The sequence below is a fragment of the Proteiniclasticum sp. C24MP genome, from assembly GCF_043951855.1.
Classification (GTDB): Bacteria; Bacillota; Clostridia; order Clostridiales; family Clostridiaceae; genus Proteiniclasticum.
Genome location: NZ_JBINJW010000006.1, coordinates 66026 through 85656, shown reverse-complemented (window position 1 = coordinate 85656; position 19631 = coordinate 66026). Strand labels below are relative to the sequence as shown.

21 protein-coding genes are annotated in these 19631 nt (G+C 42.4%); 6 read left to right on the top strand and 15 right to left on the bottom strand.

The features are described 5' to 3' along the window. Positions 1–41: 41 nt before the first annotated feature. From ACHAL6_RS06810 to glyA, 8 genes are all read right to left on the bottom strand, one after another. Positions 42–551, bottom strand: coding sequence for a flavin reductase family protein (locus ACHAL6_RS06810; protein WP_395269534.1), 510 nt, complete (start codon positions 549–551; stop codon positions 42–44). Positions 552–690: 139 nt separating this feature from the next. Beyond that, complete coding sequence (locus ACHAL6_RS06805) at positions 691–1113, bottom strand: rhodanese-like domain-containing protein (RefSeq protein ID WP_395269532.1); 423 nt, start codon at positions 1111–1113, stop codon at positions 691–693. Positions 1114–1192: 79 nt separating this feature from the next. Further along, a complete protein-coding gene (gene sufU, locus ACHAL6_RS06800) occupies positions 1193–1627 on the bottom strand; it encodes a Fe-S cluster assembly sulfur transfer protein SufU (RefSeq protein ID WP_395269531.1) in 435 nt (144 codons plus the stop codon). After that, the gene (locus tag ACHAL6_RS06795; protein ID WP_395269530.1) at positions 1614–2837 is read right to left on the bottom strand and encodes a cysteine desulfurase; all 1224 of its coding nucleotides are present in this window, start codon (positions 2835–2837) and stop codon (positions 1614–1616) included. The genes sufU and ACHAL6_RS06795 overlap by 14 nt, the downstream gene beginning before the upstream one ends. 1 nt (position 2838) lies before the next feature. Continuing rightward, a complete protein-coding gene (sufD, locus tag ACHAL6_RS06790; RefSeq protein WP_395269529.1) occupies positions 2839–3909 on the bottom strand; it encodes a Fe-S cluster assembly protein SufD in 1071 nt (356 codons plus the stop codon). A gap of 10 nt (positions 3910–3919) precedes the next feature. After that, on the bottom strand, positions 3920–5332 hold the full coding sequence (gene sufB / locus ACHAL6_RS06785; RefSeq protein WP_207598164.1) for a Fe-S cluster assembly protein SufB: 1413 nt from the start codon (positions 5330–5332) through the stop codon (positions 3920–3922). Then, entirely contained in the window at positions 5305–6084 is a 780-nt protein-coding gene (sufC, locus tag ACHAL6_RS06780) for a Fe-S cluster assembly ATPase SufC (RefSeq protein ID WP_207598165.1), read from the bottom strand. The genes sufB and sufC overlap by 28 nt, the downstream gene beginning before the upstream one ends. A gap of 185 nt (positions 6085–6269) precedes the next feature. Further along, a complete protein-coding gene (glyA, locus tag ACHAL6_RS06775; RefSeq protein WP_395269527.1) occupies positions 6270–7502 on the bottom strand; it encodes a serine hydroxymethyltransferase in 1233 nt (410 codons plus the stop codon). 315 nt (positions 7503–7817) lie between these two features. Between glyA and ACHAL6_RS06770 the strand changes: the two genes are divergently transcribed. Genes ACHAL6_RS06770 through ACHAL6_RS06755 form a run of 4 tightly spaced genes read left to right on the top strand, consistent with a single transcriptional unit; the run spans position 7818 to position 9910 of the window. Continuing rightward, positions 7818–8576, top strand: coding sequence for a threonine/serine exporter family protein (locus ACHAL6_RS06770; RefSeq protein WP_395269525.1), 759 nt, complete (start codon positions 7818–7820; stop codon positions 8574–8576). Between the two features lies 1 nt (position 8577). Further along, positions 8578–9024, top strand: a complete 447-nt coding sequence (locus tag ACHAL6_RS06765; protein ID WP_395269523.1) for a threonine/serine exporter family protein — start codon at positions 8578–8580, stop codon at positions 9022–9024. Continuing rightward, positions 9011–9175, top strand: coding sequence for a hypothetical protein (locus ACHAL6_RS06760; protein ID WP_395269521.1), 165 nt, complete (start codon positions 9011–9013; stop codon positions 9173–9175). Before ACHAL6_RS06765 ends, ACHAL6_RS06760 begins: the two co-directional genes overlap by 14 nt. A 15-nt stretch (positions 9176–9190) precedes the next feature. Further along, complete coding sequence (locus ACHAL6_RS06755) at positions 9191–9910, top strand: HAD family hydrolase (RefSeq protein ID WP_395269519.1); 720 nt, start codon at positions 9191–9193, stop codon at positions 9908–9910. 81 nt (positions 9911–9991) lie between these two features. On the opposite strand, the gene ACHAL6_RS06750 is transcribed toward ACHAL6_RS06755, so the two are convergent. From ACHAL6_RS06750 to ACHAL6_RS06735, 4 genes are all read right to left on the bottom strand, one after another. Further along, positions 9992–10255: a GlsB/YeaQ/YmgE family stress response membrane protein gene (locus tag ACHAL6_RS06750; protein WP_395269518.1), complete on the bottom strand. Its 264-nt coding sequence runs from the start codon at positions 10253–10255 to the stop codon at positions 9992–9994. 258 nt (positions 10256–10513) lie between these two features. Next, complete coding sequence (locus ACHAL6_RS06745; RefSeq protein WP_395269516.1) at positions 10514–11209, bottom strand: DUF1361 domain-containing protein; 696 nt, start codon at positions 11207–11209, stop codon at positions 10514–10516. 263 nt (positions 11210–11472) lie between these two features. Further along, positions 11473–12063, bottom strand: coding sequence for a CDP-diacylglycerol--glycerol-3-phosphate 3-phosphatidyltransferase (gene pgsA / locus ACHAL6_RS06740; protein WP_395269515.1), 591 nt, complete (start codon positions 12061–12063; stop codon positions 11473–11475). Between the two features lie 111 nt (positions 12064–12174). Further along, the gene (locus ACHAL6_RS06735; RefSeq protein WP_395269513.1) at positions 12175–14721 is read right to left on the bottom strand and encodes a DNA translocase FtsK 4TM domain-containing protein; all 2547 of its coding nucleotides are present in this window, start codon (positions 14719–14721) and stop codon (positions 12175–12177) included. A 214-nt stretch (positions 14722–14935) separates the two neighbouring features. Here ACHAL6_RS06735 and ACHAL6_RS06730 point away from each other — a divergent pair, with 214 nt between their 5' ends. Both ACHAL6_RS06730 and ACHAL6_RS06725 read left to right on the top strand, forming a co-directional pair. Then, positions 14936–15124, top strand: a complete 189-nt coding sequence (locus ACHAL6_RS06730) for a DUF6440 family protein (protein WP_395269511.1) — start codon at positions 14936–14938, stop codon at positions 15122–15124. A gap of 282 nt (positions 15125–15406) precedes the next feature. Further along, complete coding sequence (locus ACHAL6_RS06725) at positions 15407–15838, top strand: hypothetical protein (RefSeq protein WP_395269509.1); 432 nt, start codon at positions 15407–15409, stop codon at positions 15836–15838. Between the two features lie 90 nt (positions 15839–15928). On the opposite strand, the gene ACHAL6_RS06720 is transcribed toward ACHAL6_RS06725, so the two are convergent. From ACHAL6_RS06720 to ACHAL6_RS06710, 3 genes are all read right to left on the bottom strand, one after another. Beyond that, positions 15929–18058 carry a polyribonucleotide nucleotidyltransferase gene (locus ACHAL6_RS06720; protein ID WP_395269508.1) on the bottom strand — a complete coding sequence of 710 codons (2130 nt, stop codon included), beginning with the start codon at positions 18056–18058 and terminating at the stop codon, positions 15929–15931. Positions 18059–18321: 263 nt separating this feature from the next. Continuing rightward, positions 18322–18585 carry a 30S ribosomal protein S15 gene (gene rpsO, locus ACHAL6_RS06715; RefSeq protein WP_395269507.1) on the bottom strand — a complete coding sequence of 88 codons (264 nt, stop codon included), beginning with the start codon at positions 18583–18585 and terminating at the stop codon, positions 18322–18324. Between the two features lie 112 nt (positions 18586–18697). After that, positions 18698–19627: a bifunctional riboflavin kinase/FAD synthetase gene (locus tag ACHAL6_RS06710; RefSeq protein WP_395269505.1), complete on the bottom strand. Its 930-nt coding sequence runs from the start codon at positions 19625–19627 to the stop codon at positions 18698–18700. Positions 19628–19631 lie beyond the last annotated feature (4 nt).

The window sequence follows — 19631 nt, the reverse complement described above, 5'->3', positions numbered from 1 at the left end:
TTCCTTTTTCACTCTCATCTTTTGTGTTTCAGTCTATGTTCTTATAAATCATCCTTTGTGTAAGAAGTGACGATTTCTCCGTAGAATATCTCGTGATAGTCTCCGTCCATGTAACTTGTCACATCTACGTCTCCACGAAGCATTTTAGGGTCTACCTTGTGATTGTAGATGATCTTGCATTCATAGAATATGTTAGCTTCCTTGACCACCGGTGTATCCATGGTTTTCGCCTTATACTGCGTCAGATTCGCTTCTGCCCACTTGTCTGTATCTCTGCCGGATAGGCTGCCCACTTTATTAAGAGCTTTCTTCATGGTGGATGTGGTAGGAATGGACACGGTGAACTCATCATTATCCTGAAGTAGTTCATGATTGTGCCTTGAATTTCTCACAAGGATTGTGAATACGGGTCTTCCCCATTCAAAACCGATGTTTCCCCAGCTGATGGTACTGACATTGACTTCGTCACCTTTTTTCACTGTGAGAAAAGCGCCCTGTCTGTGCAGATACTTGATGCTCTTGTCCAGATATCTTATAAATTCTACTGCCATAATTCATTTCCCTCCAAATTTCATTCTGTTTCTATTATACAGTATACTCTAATCAATTGTGTAAAATTTATAATTATTAATAAAAAATCTACAATTCTTACAGTATTTCTTTACAGCTTTTCAAAGGAGCGGATTTACGCTAATTTTCTCCGGATACCGTTTCGTAATCCCAGTCGATGATGCCGCCGAAGTCATATATCTCCTGATATCCCATTCGCACCAGTTCCTTTGCTGCCTGATTGCTTCTGTTACCGCTTCTGCAGTAAAGGAGATACGTTGCATCTTTATCAGGCAGAATCTCCTCCGCTTTATCCGGAATGGTATCCAGTGTCAGAAGAACTGCTCCATCTATGTGAGCCTCTGCATATTCCGCTTTTGTCCTTACATCGACAATGATAACCTCTTCTTCATCCATCATCTTCTTTGCCTCATCTGCAGAAATAACCTGTACCGTAGCTTCACTGTTTTTCTCTTCCTCTGTAGCTGGTTCTTCAGCACTGCATCCCACTGAGAATATCAGGGCAAGTGCAGCTGCTGCTGTTGCTAATATCTTATATTTCATTTCTTTTCTCCTCCGGTCTTTTCATTTTATTCGTGTATGTTCAAAAGAGACTGGACGCAAAATGTCCAGTCTCTCCTATCTAGTCTTCTTTTTGAACAGCTTCTTTTAAAGTATGCCATGCAAGCACAGCACATTTCACTCTCGCTGGCAGATTTGAGATCCCCTGAAGGATGGATGCTTCATCCAGCACATCTTCAAGATAGTCAATATCATTGATCTCTCTTTTGATCATGCCAAGGAAGATCTCGATGATTTCCATGGCTTCCTCTACTGTTTTTCCAGTTAGAAGATCCGTCATCATGGAAGCCGATGCCTGACTGATGGAACAGCCATGACCAGTATAGGCCAGGTCCTTGATGATTCCATCCTCGATCTTCGCCTCTATGGTGATGTCATCCCCACAGCTTGGGTTATGACCTCTTTCCTTATGAGTGTAGCCTTCGATTTCACGTCTGTTTCTCGTGTCTTTATTGTGTTCCAGGATTACTTCGGTATAGAGATTACTTAGATCCATATCCCATCCACCTCCTTACTTCGCTCAGGTTATCAACTAATGCATCTATTTCCTCTTTTGTATTGTAGAACGCGAAACTGGCTCTAGAGCATGTATAAACCTCCATGAAACGAAGAAGCGGCTGTGCACAGTGATGTCCTGCTCTTATGCCTACTCCATAGTTGTCCAGGATCATGGAAACATCATGAGGATGTATATCATCAACTGTGAAGCTGATGACAGCGCCCCTGTAATTCATATCTCTTGGTCCCACAATGCGGATATAAGGAAGTTCCTGAAGTCTTCTCAGTGCATATTCCGTAAGTTCCATTTCTTTTTCATGAATCACCTCATATGTGATTTCGCTGATATAATCTATGGCGGCGCCGAGAGATACTACACTTTCGATCCCTTGTGTCCCCGCTTCGAATTTAAATGGCAGCTCGTTGAAAGAGGTTTCTTCTTCATAAACATACTCAATCATATCTCCACCATAAAGGAACGGCTCCATCTTATCCAGGATTTCTTCTTTTCCGTATAAAACACCAACCCCAGTGAGGCTGTACATCTTGTGACCGGAAAAAACATAGAAATCACAGTCCATTTCAGTTACATTCACGGGCATATGGGCAACTGCCTGAGCACCATCGATAAGCACCTTGGCACCTACTTCATGTCCTCTTTCTATAATCTTGTCCACCGGGAAGATGCTTCCCAGTACATTGGACATATGTGTACAGGCAACGATTTTCGTTTTCTGATCGATTTTCTGAAGTTCTCCAAGGGGAAGTCTTCCCTCCGGGTCCACATACATGTAGACAAGATGTGCACCTGTCTTTTTAGCAATCTGCTGCCATGTCACAAGGTTTGCATGATGCTCCGCAATGGTAATCACAATCTTGTCCCCTGGATTCAGATGTTCCAGTGCATAGCTGTAAGCCACAAGATTGATTGCTTCTGTGGCATTCTTCGTGAAAATGATTTCCTTTGTGCTTCTGGCACCGATGAAGCCTCTTACCTTTTCTCTGACATTTTCGAAAGCTTCTGTGGCACGCATGCTAAGGACATGGGAACCCCTGTGGGGATTCCCATTAGCCTCATGATCATATTTAACAACTGCATCAAGCACCTGCTCTGGTCTCTGTGCAGTGGCAGCGCTATCGAGATAGATAATCTTTCTGCCATTGACTTCCTGTTTTAAAATCGGAAAATCTTCTCTGAAATCTCTCAAATTACTCACCTGTCAATTCTTTTTCTACTGCCTCCAGGATAATCTCCTGTATGGATTCAACGGGTATCAGATCAATGATCGGTCTGATATGGGACTCAATGATGATCTTCTTTGCTTCCGTTTCGCTCATTCCTCTAGACATAATATAGAATAACTTTTCTGCGTCGATTTGTCCATTGGAAGCTGCATGATTTCCTATGACATCATCCTCTCTGCAGAGCAGAAGCGGAATCGCATAGGATTTCACCTTAGGGCTCAGAAGAATCGTAAACTCTTCCTCATTTCCTTCAGAATGGGTAGACCCCTTCTTGAAATCAAGAGTTCCTCTGAATGCTTTCTTGGACTTGTCTTTCAGTGCTCCCTTGAAGATCATGTCTGAATTGGTCTTCTTTCCGAAGTGATTCATATGGTGGGAAAGGTCGATGACTCTTTCTCCGAAGCCCAGATATACACTCTTGACATGTCCTTCGGATTCATCACCCAGAAGATCTGACATATAGTTCACTACGGCTTCTTTTCCGCCAAGTTCAACTGATATATAGTTTATCTTTCCGGATTCCTGTACGGTTGAATATCTGGATTCCAGATGTCTGGAGACAGAGTTGAGTCTCTGAATCTTGATGATGTTCAGCTCCGCTCCTTCAGCGACACTGATCTTATTCAGTATATTGGAGAATGTCACTGCATCATCAGATGAATAGTCCATGATCAGATTCATTTTAGAACCTTTCTCAAGAACAATCACATTCTTTTCAATCAGAGTGTCGTTCTCTCTTCCAAGAACATGTGAGATATGAATGCTCTGTTCTTCGTTCTCTTTCACGTGAACGTAAAGACCTGCATTGTGGTGGTCCTCCACCATCCCGACCATGTCTCTGTTGACCCCTTTAAAATCTTCTGATAAAGGAAGATCTTCATTTGCCAGATTGCTATACCCTTCACCCTCTATGGATTTGTAGGTATATTCTTTTCCAATGCTTACTTCCACGGCATTAAGAAGCAGCTCGTTAGCCTTGACCCATCTGAAACTCAGTCTGGGTAAGACATTATATGATTCTTTTATTGCGCTCATTCATCCACCTCTATCCTATCGTTCCTTCAAGTTCCAGTGTGATCAGATTATTCATTTCCACAGCATATTCCAGTGGCAATTCCTTGGAAATCGGCTCAACGAATCCTCTTACGATCATCGCCTTCGCTTCTTCCTCTGATATTCCCCTGGTCATGAGATAATAGATCGCTTCTTCTGAAATTCTTCCGATCTTTGCTTCATGTCCCAGATCCACATCATCATTGTTGATATCAATCACAGGGATCGTGTCTGATCTTGATTCATTGTCCAGCATCAGAGATTCACACGTCACAGTGGACTTGGAACCATGGGCGTTTGGTGCAACTCTTAGAAGACCTCTATAGATCGCCTGTCCGCCTGATTTTGAGATGGACTTGGAGTTCACAGTGGAAGTTGTGTTTGGTGCTGCGTGAACCACTTTAGATCCTGTATCAAGAAGCTGTCCCTTACCGGCGAAAGTTACACCAGTAAACTCTGCTCTTGCGCCTTCCCCTCTTAGAATACTCATAGGGTACAGCATGGACACCTTGGACCCGAAGGATCCGGATACCCATTCAATGGTACCGTTCTTATCCACTACAGATCTCTTTGTGTTCAGGTTGTACATATTCTTCGACCAGTTTTCAATGGTTGAATATCTCAGTGTGGCGTCTTCCTTGACATAGAGCTCAACAGCTCCGGCATGAAGATTGTTTACTGAATACTTCGGTGCAGAGCATCCTTCGATGAAATGACAGTAAGCACCCTTTTCAATGATGATGAGCGTATGCTCAAACTGTCCTGCTCCTGGTGCATTCAGTCTGAAATAGGACTGAAGTGGAATATCCAGCTTCACACCCTCCGGTACATATACGAAGGATCCGCCGGACCAGACTGCGCCATGAAGGGCAGCAAACTTATGGTCGGTGTTGGGGATCAGCTTCATGAAGTACTGCTTCACGATATCCTCATACTCTACCAGAGCTGTTTCGATATCTGTATAGACTACCCCCTGCTTCACAAGTTCTTCCTTGATGGAATGATATACGACTTCAGAGTCGTATTGTGCTCCTACACCTGCCAGGGACTTTCTTTCCGCTTCCGGAATCCCCAGTCTCTCGAAGGTATCCTTGATTTCATCCGGAACATCATCCCAGGAAGTATTCATGTTCTTTGATTTCGGCTTGACATAAGTAACAATATTTTCAATGTCAAGATCAGATATATCCGGCGCCCAGGTAGGAACATCCAGCTGATGATAGACCTTCAGTGATTCCAGTCTGTAATTCAGCATCCATTCCGGTTCGTTCTTCTTCGCGGATATTTCTCTTATGATGTCTTCTGTAAGTCCTGATTCGGACTTGTAGTCGTATTCGAACTCATTCTTGATGTCATATACGCCTCTGTCCAGATCTTCTATATAAGTTTTATTTCTTTTTTCCATTCTGCCTCACCTTTCGCTTCCCTGTACTTGACATATCCGTTCTTGTTGATTTCATTTGCAAGGGATATATCTCCAGTGTCTACGATCTTACCATCTACCATTACATGAACCACATCCGGATTCAGGTAATCAAGTATGTTGTTGTGGTGGGTGATAATTACAATGGCGTTATCTTCACTCTTGAAGTCGATAACACCCTTGGATACAATCTTGACTGCATCCACGTCTAGACCTGAATCTGTTTCGTCAAGGATTGCAAGCTTCGGATTCAGTATTCTCATCTGAAGAATCTCATTCTTCTTCTTTTCTCCGCCTGAGTATCCCATGTTCAGATATCTCTGTGCATAAGAACGATCTATATCAAGTTCCTTCATTTTCTCTGTCAGTTCCTTCTTGAACTGTATTGCCTTTACAGGTTTCTCTGTGATCTGAGCTTTCGCTGTTCTTAAGAAATTCTCAACAGTGATTCCAGGGATTTCCTGTGGAGCCTGGAAAGATAGAAAGATTCCTTTTTTAGCTCTTTCATTCACAGCATCTTCTGTGATATCCTCATTTTCAAACAGGATGGTTCCTTCTGTAACTTCGTACTTCGGGCTACCCATGATGACGTTAGCCAGAGTGGATTTTCCCGCTCCGTTTGGTCCCATGATTACATGAACTTCACCTTTGTTTACGACAAGGTCAAGACCTTTCAGGATTTCTTTGTCTTCAACCTGGCTTTTGAGGCCAGTTATTCTTAATAATTCTGCCATTCTAACTCTCCTTCAATTCTGAGCATTTTAATCTGATATTACCTGTTCCATTTTAACCTTTTATGGTTATAGAGTCAACACGATAAAGCACTTAATTTAGATTTTTTTGATTGATAAAAAAAGCAAAAAGCCTGAAAATCAACACTTTCCGACTTTTTGCGATTGCACAATTTAATTAATTGCCTTTAGTACAGCGGATACTTTCTGCATAGGTCTGCCACTTTTTCACGTAGTTCCGATAAATCATCCTCTCTATGGGTAATCGCATAATCGATATACTCAACCATAGTTCTGATTTCCTCTTCCTTGAATCCTCTCGTCGTTACTGCAGCACATCCCATTCTAAGACCTGATGTGACAAAGGGGCTTCTGGTTTCAAAAGGTATCGTATTCTTGTTTGTTGTAATACCAATGGTGTCCAATAGCTTTTCCGCATCTTTTCCTGTGATATCCTTATTGTTCAGATCCACAAGAATCAGATGATTGTCAGTACCACCGGAAACAAGTCTGTATCCTCTCTTTGCAAGTTCCTCTGCCAGAGTCTTTGTATTTTTAAGAACCTGTTCCATGTATACTTTAAACTCGTCGCTCATAGCTTCCTTGAAGCAGACAGCTTTTGCTGCAATCACATGCTCCAGAGGACCGCCCTGCATTCCAGGAAACACGGATTTATCCACTGCCTTGGCATGCTCCGCTTTACAAAGCACTGCGCCCCCTCTTGGACCTCTCAGTGTTTTATGCGTTGTGGTTGTGACAAAATCCGCATAAGGAACCGGACTCATATGATGACCCGTTGCAACCAGACCTGCGATATGAGCCATATCCACCATGAAATAAGCCCCTACTTCTTTTGCGATTTCTGAAATCCTCTCAAAATCGATTTTTCTGGGATATGCAGAAGCACCTGCTACAATCATCTTCGGCTTCTCACGGAGAGCCATCTCTCTCAGTGCATCATAATTGATTGTTTCAGACTCATGGTCCACTCCATAAGAAACAAAATCATACAACTTCCCTGAGAAATTCACCGGACTTCCATGGGTCAGATGACCGCCATGTGATAAATCCATGCCCAGAATCTTATCCCCTGGTTCAAGTACTGCCATGTAGACAGCCATATTCGCCTGGGAACCTGAGTGGGGCTGTACATTGGCATGCTCCGCACCAAAAAGTTCTTTCATTCTTTCTATGGCCAGAGTCTCCACCTTATCTACCACATGACATCCGCCATAATATCTCTTATTCGGATATCCTTCCGCGTATTTATTGGTCAAGGCTGTTCCCATAGCTTCCATCACGGCTTTAGATGTGAAATTCTCTGACGCGATGAGCTCAATGTTATATTCCTGTCTCTTCTCTTCTTCTTCGATGAGATCAAAGATCTCTCTGTCCACATGTTTCAAATACTTACTGTCCATTTCTACCCCCTATTAATAAACAACTGACAACAGATTGTTGTCCACATGTTTTAATCATATCAATCCTGAGAGTTTTTGTATATTAAAAAGTCGTAAAAATGAACGATTTATCATCCTTTCGGATTTCCGCTGAAAATGTAATGGTTTTCTCAACAATTTAATCCTATAGGCATGAATCTATTCATTCACGATTCTATTCATGCTGGAAATTCCTTTTGTCCATGGGAACGTTTCCTTCAGGTTCAGCTATTTCAATAACCCACGCCTTCCCTTATAATGGAATGAGACAATATTTAAATGAGGAGATTACTTTATATGGATAACAGAAGATTAATCAAACTCGCAACATCAGCGGGACAAATCATCCTCGAGTCCGGTGGAGAAATTTATCGGGTGGAAGATACAATAACTAAAATTCTGAATTCCTATGATATCAGAGATGCGGAAAGTTTCGTAACACCAACCGGCATCATGGTTTCTCTCACAGACATGCAGGGTGATGTCATTTCACTGATCCACAGAGTATCGAAAAGCACAGTGGATCTGGAGAAAGTCGCACTGGTAAACTCCTTATCCCGAGATCTTATGGTCCACCCTCTGCCTCTTGATGAGCTTGAACGCAAACTGAAGGAGATTTCGGATAAAGAACCCTATTCCATAAAATTTCAGCTGCTCATGGCAGCGCTTTGCGGATTTTCGTTCACCTTTCTTTTTGGAGGCAGCGTGATAGATGCCACTGTATCCTTGTTCATCGGGATTTTCGTCAGACTTCTGCAGCTGGTGACAAGAGAAATCAAACTCAATGCCATCTTCATCAACATCATCGGCGGTGCTCTGGTGGCGATTCTTGTAACAGTCTTCACAAAAATCATCCCCTTTGAAACCAATCAGGATACCATCATCATCGGTTCCATCATGCTTCTTGTGCCGGGCATCGCTTTCACAAATGGTATAAGAGACACGCTCATGGGAGATTACCTCTCTGGTGTATCCAAAGGAATGGAAGCATTTCTGATTGCAGTCGGCATAGCAATAGGCGCAGGATTCGGACTTGCACTGATGGGAGGGTTTTAATATGATTCTTGAGCTTATTATGGCCTATCTCGCATCTCTAAGCTTTGCCTACATATTCAATCTGAATCGGAGGACCGCATTGTTATCAGCCATCGGAGGTTCCATAGGATGGCTCTTCTATCGTCAGGGTCTTATCCTTTTCCAGGACAGTAACATCGCATATTTTCTGGGTGCGGTAGCCCTTTCCTATTATGCGGAAATCATGGCAAGAAAAACCCGAACACCTGTGACAAGCTATATAACCCCTGCCCTTATACCACTGGTGCCTGGCAGTGGACTGTATCGGACCATGCTCCAGTCCCTGGAGGGAAATTACAACGAAGCCCTCCGTGAAGGAATCACCACCATAATGGCCTCCGGTGCACTGGCCATAGGAATTCTTATGGTTTTTACAATGATCAAGATCTACTATCTCATAAAAAGGAGATTGACTCATGAAACGAACTAAGCTGGTTTATGCAAATCGAGACGAGGATATCAAGGAAAAAGTGAAGATGACCATGAAGAAGTATCATATCACTGAAGAAGACCTCATCGAAATCCGTTACTCGGAAAAAGACAGCACAAAAAATGCACTTATCATCTATAACAGCAGATAGCAAGGAGGAACTCTTTTGAATAAAATAAACACCATTCTGTTCGATCTGGACGGAACATTACTCTCAATCAACATGAAGGACTTTGAAAATATCTACTACAGCAGCCTTTCAGCATCTTTCAAAGACATCATGCCACCAGATAATTTCATGAAAATTCTCTATGGTTCTGTCATGGCCATGGTGAATAATACAGAACATAGAACCAATGAAGAAGTCTTCATGGAAGCCATGAAGACTCATGTGAATGACGACCTGGAGAAGTATGCGGACATGTTCAGCACATACTACAAGAATGACTTCGATGTACTGAAGGAAGCGGTTCTGGATACTACAGAAATGCAGGAGGCAACAAAAGCTTTAAAGAGCAAGGGCTACAATCTTGTCATCGCAACCAATCCGCTGTTTCCGAAGGAGGCCATCGAGAAAAGAATCCAATGGAGCGGCATCGACCGCAGCGACTTCTCCTATGTGAGCTACTTTGAAAAGAATCACTACTGCAAGCCGAATCTTCAATACTACGAAGAGATTCTGGAAAGCATCGACAAGAGACCGGAAGAATGCATGATGGTAGGCAATGACGCCCTCGAGGATCTTATTGCAGGCAAACTCGGAATCACCACATATCTGGTCACAGATCATCTGCTGAACCGAAATGAAGTTGAAATCAAAGCTGACCATATCGGAGACTACAAAGATTTTCTCCTTTTCGCGAAAAACATGCCAGCAGTTAAATAACATGCATCCAACAGGAGAAAGAAGCCTGAACATCGCTGTTCAGGCTTCTTTTCTATTTAGGGGTTTTTTAATGCAATACTTTTACCTTTTTCTTACAAGGCCGATAATCCAAAGTAATATCAGCGCACCACCGATTGCTACGATGAAGCTCCATATATTAAGTCCAGTCGCTGGTCCTAATCCAAGAAGTCCTGCAACCCAGCCACCGATGAAGGCACCAATGATACCTACAATGATGTTTGCGACAATACCCATACTGGCATCTTTACCTGCAATCATGCTGGCTATCCAACCGGATATACCACCTAGAATCAACCATACAATAATATTTGATACTTCTGGCATAAAATAATACCTCCTGTAAAAAGATTTGTTCTGCTTGAACTATTGTATCAGTTCTTGCTGTCATTATATCTTTTTCGGATCAAGATAGTCAACGGCTGGAACCCTTTATTTGCAAGTGTTTTCATAATGTTTCACTGGAATTTTTATTTGCATTAAACTATTCATAATTTTTAAAAAAACGCCATCGTTTAATCACAGGGTTTTAACACATTGGTTATATCCAGTACACTTCTTGACGAGGTTCTTTGTTGAATAATGCTAAATATTTTCTGAAAACAGACTATCTGAATCCGCTCTGCCAGTTCTGAACCACCGAAACAGCAGGAAAGAGAATATGACGAACAGACCATAGATCATTGTGAACCAGAAGGCGAATCCGGTCACCGAATCAAGAATCCCTTTCACAAGACGCACAGGCCTCATGATATCCCAACTGTTGAAGCGCAGAAATCTTCCTACGAATACACCAAAAGATGATGCAAGAGAAATCAATGCCACCGCTGCAAAAGAAATCATGTTTCCTTTTCTTCTCCTGAGATAGTCATGAAATCTGTACAAGGATTCCATACCAATGCCGAGTGCATAGAAAGCGCCAAGAGCGATCAGCAGTAATTTCGCCCACTGCATGATCTCCATGGAATATCTGGTTCCATCCAGTCCGGAATAAGGCTCCACTGGAATCGACCAGATCATCTGATCATTGGTGAGATGTATGAAGTCTGTAATCATGTAAATCGCATTGGGAAAAAAGAAAAACCACAGCAAGAAAAGGACTCCTCTCTTCCACGTCCTCTCCGCTTTCATCCCCTGTTTCATGAAAACCAGAGGCAAGGATGCGAGAATCACATTCCAGACCATCATGATGAAGAGAAAGCTTCCTGAATACAGAAACAGGACCATTGATAAGACTCCATAAGTTAAGATAAAGTAAGCGATATTTTTATACAGACCCATTCTTCTTCCTCCGATTCTTTGCTGCAAACCATCTCCGTAATAGCATTTGATGGTTTACCCTTAATAATGTAGCCTCTACTTATGCGCGTTTTCCTACCTGTATTGTAGCAAGTATGAAGAAAAACCGACATAAGAAAACAAGATATTCATCCTATAATTGAAACCGTGATCTTACATGCAGTCTTCAGAAATGACAATGCACCCTGGAAAGTATTCGTCTGTTACTCTCCAGGGTACATTGAAGTATTCAGTATGCACCGAACCTATTTATTTGTATCAATGAATTTCCAGCCGTTCTTGAAGTAATCAAGCCCCGACATGATGGTGAAGAATACTGCCACATACATCACAACCGGTGGGAAAATGCTGAAGAAGGACTCCAGGAAAGGAACACTCTGGAATAAATCCATAAGATACTGTTCCTGTGTCGAGATCAGATGAATCAGCATGGAGATGATTGCAATGATCTGGGTAGTGGTCTTGATTTTCCCCCAGATACTAGCCGCAATGACAACCCCTTCATTGGCTGCTATGGTTCTCAGCCCGGAAACCGCAAACTCTCTTGCTATGATCACCACTGCTACCCAGGCGCCAATCAGGTTGTATTCCACCAGTGCAATCAGCGCGGATGTCACAAGCAGTTTATCTGCCAGTGGATCCATGAACTTTCCGAAATTAGTGATAAGATTGTCTCGTCTGGCAATCTTACCATCCAGATGATCCGTGTATGCTGCGATACTGAATACAATCGTCGCCAATGTGACGTTATATGGTATCTGATTTACTGATACGAGAATCAGAAAAACTGGTACTAGAAACATTCTAAACAATGTCAATTTATTTGGTAAATTCATATTATCCACTCCAAATCGCTTCTATTCGCTTTAATTTAAAATCTGAAAAACAGGGCTTTGTATTATCTACATCAATATCTTCTCATATTCTTCACTTTTTCACAAGAAGAACTACTCTTCCAGATCGAATTCATTCAACAGCACCTGTCTTGGTTTAGAACCGTCTCTTTCGGAAATGACTCCGCGATCTTCCAGTTCATCCATGATCCGTGCAGCACGGTTATATCCTATCCTCATCTTTCTCTGCAGAAATGACGTGGATGCCTGCTGGTTTTCCACAACCACTTTGACCGCATCTCTATAAAGTTCATCCCCCTCATCAGACTGATCTGAATCTCCTTTTCCCTTTTCGATGTGATTGATGATATCTTCGTCATATGAAAGCTTATCTTTATGCACTTTGATTCTAGACACAATGGCTTCCACTTCTTCCTCAGAAATAAAAGCCCCCTGTATTCTCTTCGGCTTCTGCTCTCCTACCGGATAGTAGAGCATATCTCCTTTTCCAAGCAGCTTTTCTGCACCGCCCGAATCCAGAATCGTTCTGGAGTCTATGGCACTGGATACAGCAAAGGAGATTCTCGAAGGGATATTCGCCTTGATTACGCCCGTGATGACATCCACAGAGGGCCTCTGTGTTGCAATAACAAGATGCATACCGGCAGCTCTTGCCATCTGTGCAAGTCTTGCGATGTAATCCTCCACTTCATTGGCCGAAACCATCATAAGGTCTGCGAGTTCATCTACAATAATGACGATGTAGGGTAAACTCTGAAGTTCCTTTTTCTTTTTGGCAATCTCATTGAACCCTTCAATATTTCTGACACCATGTTCTGCAAAGGACTGATATCTTCTTGTCATTTCATTGACTGCCCAGTTCAGTGCTCCTGCAGCCTTCTTAGGGTCTGTCACGACAGGAATGAGCAGGTGAGGAATGCCGTTGTACACATTCAGTTCCACCACCTTAGGATCGACCATAAGGAGTCTTACGTGTTCAGGATCGTATTTATACAGTATCGAAATGATAAGTGAATTTATACATACACTCTTACCAGAACCTGTGGCTCCTGCAATAAGCACATGCGGCATTTTAGATAAGTCCCCAATGATCGCTTCGCCTGAGATATCTTTTCCCAAAGCTACAGAGATTTTCTTTGTGCTCCTCTGAAACTTCGGATCTTCGATCACTTCCCTTAAGTATACTGGAGTGGTTTCCTTATTGGGAATTTCAATACCCACAGCAGCCTTTCCAGGTATAGGCGCTTCGATTCTTACACCTCTGGCAGCAAGCGCCAGTGCAATATCATCTGACAGATTCACGATTCTAGAAACTTTGACCCCGGCTTTCGGCTGAAGCTCGTATCTGGTGACAGAGGGTCCTTTGGATACATTGATTACTCTGGCTTCCACACCAAAGGACATCAGAGTCTCCTCCAGTTTTTTCGCATTTTCAATGATCTCATTACGGTCTTCATTGGCAAGCATTCCTTTGATGTTCTGTTTCAGCAGTGCAATTTCCGGAAATTCATATAGAGGTTTTTCAAGCTCATCAAGTCCAATCTGACTTCCTTCAATTTCACCGGAATCCTCATTGGCAGCCTTTCTCTTTTCCTCAGTGATTCTAGGCTTCTCTTCAGCTTTTGCGCTTCTCTGTTCCTGAACCGGTGCATTGTTTTCCGTTGACTTGCTCTTTTCCGGATCAGTCGGGGCTCCTTGTGCATTTCTGCCGAGAATCTGAATCTCTCTGGACACCTCATCCTCTTTTGATAAAACCCGCTCCAGTCCATCGTTTTCTTCCAGATCAAGATTTATGAAGGGAGATTGCGTTACTTCTGGTTGTTCAGATTCTTCATGTACCTCTTCATTCTGATTCATCATTTCAAGAATCTTCAGCTTATCCTGGATTTTCTTTTCTTCAGGAGTATCCTTCTTCAGCTCTTTCTGTGCCTGAACCTCTTCTCTTTTCACAGCAATCTTATCTTTCGCCTCAATTCTTGCCTGATTGCTTTTCTTAAGCATGTCATAGATTGTAGTATTGAAAACAAGAATGATTGCAACTACATACAGACAACCGGCTATGATATAGGTCCCCAGAGGTCCAAGAAGACGGTAGAATGGTACGGCCAATGACAACCCGAGTATTCCGCCATGGTTGATGTCATTGATATTCATGAGATTTTTCAGCGTAACCATAAATCCTTCCCTGTGAACTGCTTCCATTCGATTTAATGATAAGAGCATTGCAGTAACCAGCACCACAAGAAGGATTCCATAGGTCTTCTTATTGGAAAATAGCCATGGTCTTCGAATGATGAGCGCTGTGCCCATCAGCATGAAAATAAACGGAAAAATATAAGCCATCACGCCTAGGATCGCGATCAGAATCTCTTTGATGCTTTCTCCCAGTATCCCCACGCTTCCAGATACCATGGAAATAAACGAAAAAATCCCCAGACCCAAAAGTGCCAGCCCTATGAGTTCCTGATAGAAATATTTTCTTTTTTCCTCTACTGCTTTCACAGCCGTTCTGCTTCCAGTTCTTTTTCCGGATGCTTTGGCAGTTGTTTTTCCACGAGTAGAAGTAGATGATTTTGTTTTCGATGCAGACCCGCTTTTATTTCCGGCTGCGGTCCTTTTGCTGCTGCTTGTTTCTTTCAAGAAAACTACCTCCACAATCTCTATAGATTAGATAATACCTATATTCTACCACATTCTATGACGCAATTGAAACAATCAGCGGGTCGGGCTTGAACTTCCTTATGGGATACACAGAAACAATACCGGTTCTGCATTCACTTCGGAAAATATGGGACTCCTTGATGAGAAAAGGAACATGACTATATAATAAAGCTGAAAAACCATGGAGGTTGAAATGAAAGACATAGATCGATTTGTCCGAACATACATTCAAGGTAGAGTAAATGTGATGGAAATCTGGGTGGACAGAGAGACCGGAGTGAACTATATCTACCATGCTGCAGGGTATTCAGGCGGACTGACTGTGCTTCTGGACCAGGATGGAAAACCTGTCGTAACACCACAAATGGATCTTCCGTATTAAGCGGGATCTCCACGTCGTAAAACCACACCCGCAAAAGAGAACGTCAGAAAGCATCATAGCGGCTACGATGCTTTTTCTGCTTGTCCCCTGAAAAGAAGCCCTTCGGAAAATCGACGCAAGACTTCCATCCTGCCAGCAAACTTCCTGATATGACTTTCAAAAACTGCTTCTTGGTCTGCAAACCGGTATCTTGGATTACAATTTAGGGATTTTTGTTGAAAATCATATTTTTATTGATTAACAATAAAAATATGTTATAATACAATAAAAGGAGGATTCACTATGCATCCTAAAATTACGATTGACAGACCTGATTTTAAAATACTGTACTTGCCGCTTCTACTTGTCGCCCTTTTCCTTCTTGGTGCTGGATGCACCAGGAACAGTAACCATGAACTTTCACCGAAATCTGATCCAAAGTACACTGTAACCTTCGTAAATATGTCACAGGAGCTAATTTCTGAAATCCGCTTTCAGCAGAACCTCTCTAGTGGTGGCAGCATGAACGCAGATGGTTCCCCTTTAAAACGTGGTGAGAGGCTTTTCTTTGATTTTGACACGCCCGACACCGGGGCCTTATTCTCGGTATTAGATGAAGAAAAAAATATACTTGCTGCTGAAACTGTAACATTCAGTTTTGATGAGGAAAATAAAATGACGATTCATATAGAGAATGACAAAGAAAATCTGATCTTCAATGTCACTTCTCCCTGATCATTATCTTATCCCTCTCTCCTGGAATGAGTCGTTAAAATATTATATGTCTGCAATAAAAACGGGACAGCATCTGCTGTCCCGTAACTTTTATTCCTGCTCTTTTTCAGATTTTTCAGCTTTTTCCTTCTTTTCCATGTCGATGAGCGCATCTCTTCTGGAAAGATTGATTCTCCCCTGGTTGTCGATTTCTGATACCTTCACGAGGATTTCATCTCCTACTTCTACGATATCTTCCACCTTTTCCACTCTCTTCATATCAAGCTTAGAAATATGAACCAGACCTTCCTTGTTAGGAAGAATTTCAACGAAGGCACCAAATGGCATGATCTTGATGACTTTACCAAGATAAATCTCACCAGGTACAACTTCCTTGACAATACCTTCAATGATGGAAATCGCTTTCTTCACCATTTCGATATCAGATCCACCGACAAATACCTTACCTGTATCATCGATATCAATCTTCACTCCGGTTTCTGCGATAATCTTGTTGATTACCTTACCACCGGAACCGATGACGTCTCTGATCTTATCAGGATTGATGTTCAGCGTGAAGATCTTAGGTGCATACTGAGAAACTTCCGGTCTTGCTTCCTTGATGGACCCTTCCATTACTTTCAGGATTTCAAGTCTTGCAGTCTTCGCATCTCTGATGGATTTTTCGATAATGGTTGGTGAAAGACCGGCAATCTTGGTATCAACCTGGATTGCAGTGATCCCTTCTGTTGTTCCAGCCACCTTGAAGTCCATATCGCCGAAGAAGTCTTCCACGCCCTGAATGTCTGTCACTACTTCTTCTCTTACAAGATCATCTGTAGTAAACAGCCCCATGGCGATACCAGCTGCCGGTCTCTTCAGTGGAACACCTGCATCAAGCAGTGCCAGAGTGGATGCACAGACAGATGCCTGTGATGTGGATCCGTTTGAAGAAAGCACTTCAGATACCACTCTGATGGTGTATGGGAAGTCTTCTTCGCTTGGGATAAGTGGTTCAATGGCTTTTTCTGCCAGAGCACCATGACCGATTTCTCTTCTTCCTGGTCCTCTCATTGGTCTTGTTTCACCAACGGAGTAGGATGGGAAATTATAGTGATGGATATAACGCTTGCTTTCTTCTTCACTTACGCCGTCGAGAATCTGGATGTCTCCGATTGCGCCCAGTGTAGTCACTGCCATGACCTGAGTGGAACCTCTGGAGAATACCCCTGAACCATGGGTTCTAGGCAGTACTGCAACTTCTGAGGAAAGCTTTCTGATTTCATCGAATCTTCTTCCATCCACTCTCTTGTGTTCCAGAATCGCCATATCTCTGACAGTTTCCTTCTGCAGCATATATAAGGTTTCAGCAATATCGCTTTTCCCTTCAGGATACTTCTCTCCGAACGCTTCAGCTACCTTAGCCTTCACTTCGTCAAGCTTTACGCTTCTTTCTGCTTTGTCCACGATGTGCATGGCTTCAGCAACCAGATCTCCTGCAAACGCTCTGACTTCCTTTTCGATTTCCTCGTCAAGGGTATACAGTACAGGAACTTTCTTCTCTTTACCGTATTTTTCAGTAAGCTCTTTCTGCATGGCAATGATCGGCTGACAAGCTTCGAATCCGAACTGGATTCCCTTGATCATTGTATCTTCGTCCACTTCCTGAGCACCAGCTTCGATCATCATGATTCTCTCATCTGTGGCACAGACTGTCAGTGACAGCACGCTTTCTTCTCTCTGCTTTGATGTCGGATTCACAACGAATTCTCCATCGATGTATCCGATCATTACAGCGGCCAGAGGCGTTGTGTAAGGAATGGATGAAAGCAGCAGTGCAGTTGCTGCAGCATTGATTGCCAGAATCTCTGGAAGATTGTCATTTTCCACGGAAAGCACGGTGCACACAACCTGTACATCATTTCTGTAACCTTTCGGGAACAGAGGTCTCAGCGGTCTGTCAATGGCTCTTCCTGAAAGAATCGCTTTCTCCGAAGGTCTTCCTTCTCTCTTGATAAATCCTCCTGGAATCTTACCAACAGCATACATTTTTTCTTCATAATCTACAGCCAGAGGGAAAAAGTCGATCCCGTCTCTTGGCTTCTCGGAAGAATTCGCATTGACCATGACTACTGTATCTCCATAATTCATGAAAATAGCAGCATCAGACAGCATGCCTCTTTCTCCGAACTCGATACCGAAATTTCTTCCAGCTAATTGAATTTCCTGTTTGATTTGCATTGATTCATCTCCTTTTTGTTCTGCCTCCACAAGCGTTCAAAAATTAAATGAGTCCTTGGATCCGATAAATTTTTTAAAAATCAAAAAATCAACATGTTGCATTCTTTGATTTTTAAAAAACATCAGATGAGAATCTTTAAATTGAAACGGCTTATGGGGCTTTGTAATACTCTACTTGAATAAAAGCTCTATATGAAAAGCTTTATATCCAGTATATACTAAAAGCCTGCTTCAGAAAAGCAGGCTCAGAGTACATTTTTTAATTATCTTCTGATTCCAAGCTTCGCTATGATATCTCTGTATCTTTCAATATCCTCAGCCATCAGATAGTTAAGAAGACCCCTTCTCTGACCAACCATCATAAGAAGACCTCTTCTTGAATGGTGATCCTTCTTGTGGATCTTAAGATGCCCTGTCAAAGAGTTGATCCTCTCTGTGAGCAGTGCGATCTGCACTTCTGGTGAACCTGTGTCACCTTCGTGTCTTGCGTGTTCCTGGATGATCTCCAGCTTTCTTACCTTATCCATTTGCTTTACCTCCTGATCAATTATCCCCTATGACCATGTTAAAAGACAGCAAACCTAATAACATAGTTCATGGTTCGTTACGTATTATATCATACTGAAGCCTGTACTGCAATTATAAAAGCACAGAAAGTTCCTGCTCTGCAGCATACTTCTCATCTTTTCTAAGCTGTTCTACAAGCTCATCCAGCGTTTCATACTTTTCTTCATCTCTCATGTACTCCACAAAGTACAGCTTCACTTCTTCCCCGTAGATTTCACGGTCAAAATCCAGAATATAGGTTTCTATGCTCAGATTCTTTCCATCCACTGTCGGATTGTATCCGACTGAGGTGATGCTCTTGTGCAGTGTTCCATCCATCATGACATTTGTATAATAAACACCTGTTTTAGGAATCACATACTTCGTGTCATAACTCATATTGGCAGTGGGGAATCCCAGTTTTCTGCCGAGTTTCTTTCCACCGATGATGGTTCCTCTCAGCATAAAGGGTTCAAAGAGCAGCTTATTCGCTTCACTCATTTTCCCTTTGAGTATCAGATTTCTGATTCTGGTGCTGCTGATGACATCATCATTACTCAAGGCAGCATCCATGACAAAGAGTTTGAAGCCATGTTTTTCCGCCATTTCTCTTAAGGTGTCCACGTTCCCTTTGTTCTGATATCCATACTTATAGTTGAATCCCACCACAAAACCTTTGGCATTGAAGTCGTTGATCAGACTGAGTATGAAATCATCCGCTTCGGTCTGCATGTATTCCATGGTAAAAGACACAAAAATTGTTGCATCTACCCCTTTTGCCTTAAGGAGATGGATTTTCTGCTTATTGTCCATGAGAAGTTTTGGTGCCAGTTCAGGTTTTGCCACAGTCAGAGGATGATTTTTGAAAGTATAGACTGCACTTTTCAGGCCATCAGCCATGGCTTCGTCCACTACCTTGTTTATCAGTGTCATGTGGCCTTTGTGAAGACCATCAAAACTCCCCAGAGCAATGTAAGTACCCTCTTTAAAATCTTCCTTGACATTTTCATCAATTATTATCATTTCA

Excerpts from the sequence above, each read along its gene's own strand:
- rpsO (WP_395269507.1), bottom strand. The coding sequence starts at position 18,585 with ATGGATAAGGTAAGAAAGCTGGAGATCATCCAGGAACACGCAAGACAC.
- glyA (WP_395269527.1), bottom strand. The coding sequence starts at position 7,502 with ATGGACAGTAAGTATTTGAAACATGTGGACAGAGAGATCTTTGATCTC.
- pgsA (WP_395269515.1), bottom strand. The coding sequence starts at position 12,063 with ATGAATTTACCAAATAAATTGACATTGTTTAGAATGTTTCTAGTACCA.
- ACHAL6_RS06710 (WP_395269505.1), bottom strand. The coding sequence starts at position 19,627 with ATGATAATAATTGATGAAAATGTCAAGGAAGATTTTAAAGAGGGTACT.
- ACHAL6_RS06810 (WP_395269534.1), bottom strand. The coding sequence starts at position 551 with ATGGCAGTAGAATTTATAAGATATCTGGACAAGAGCATCAAGTATCTG.
- sufB (WP_207598164.1), bottom strand. The coding sequence starts at position 5,332 with ATGGAAAAAAGAAATAAAACTTATATAGAAGATCTGGACAGAGGCGTA.
- ACHAL6_RS06725 (WP_395269509.1), top strand. The coding sequence starts at position 15,407 with ATGCATCCTAAAATTACGATTGACAGACCTGATTTTAAAATACTGTAC.
- sufC (WP_207598165.1), bottom strand. The coding sequence starts at position 6,084 with ATGGCAGAATTATTAAGAATAACTGGCCTCAAAAGCCAGGTTGAAGAC.
- sufD (WP_395269529.1), bottom strand. The coding sequence starts at position 3,909 with ATGAGCGCAATAAAAGAATCATATAATGTCTTACCCAGACTGAGTTTC.
- ACHAL6_RS06805 (WP_395269532.1), bottom strand. The coding sequence starts at position 1,113 with ATGAAATATAAGATATTAGCAACAGCAGCAGCTGCACTTGCCCTGATA.
- ACHAL6_RS06750 (WP_395269518.1), bottom strand. The coding sequence starts at position 10,255 with ATGCCAGAAGTATCAAATATTATTGTATGGTTGATTCTAGGTGGTATA.
- ACHAL6_RS06770 (WP_395269525.1), top strand. The coding sequence starts at position 7,818 with ATGGATAACAGAAGATTAATCAAACTCGCAACATCAGCGGGACAAATC.
- ACHAL6_RS06765 (WP_395269523.1), top strand. The coding sequence starts at position 8,578 with ATGATTCTTGAGCTTATTATGGCCTATCTCGCATCTCTAAGCTTTGCC.
- sufU (WP_395269531.1), bottom strand. The coding sequence starts at position 1,627 with ATGGATCTAAGTAATCTCTATACCGAAGTAATCCTGGAACACAATAAA.
- ACHAL6_RS06760 (WP_395269521.1), top strand. The coding sequence starts at position 9,011 with ATGAAACGAACTAAGCTGGTTTATGCAAATCGAGACGAGGATATCAAG.
- ACHAL6_RS06720 (WP_395269508.1), bottom strand. The coding sequence starts at position 18,058 with ATGCAAATCAAACAGGAAATTCAATTAGCTGGAAGAAATTTCGGTATC.
- ACHAL6_RS06745 (WP_395269516.1), bottom strand. The coding sequence starts at position 11,209 with ATGGGTCTGTATAAAAATATCGCTTACTTTATCTTAACTTATGGAGTC.
- ACHAL6_RS06730 (WP_395269511.1), top strand. The coding sequence starts at position 14,936 with ATGAAAGACATAGATCGATTTGTCCGAACATACATTCAAGGTAGAGTA.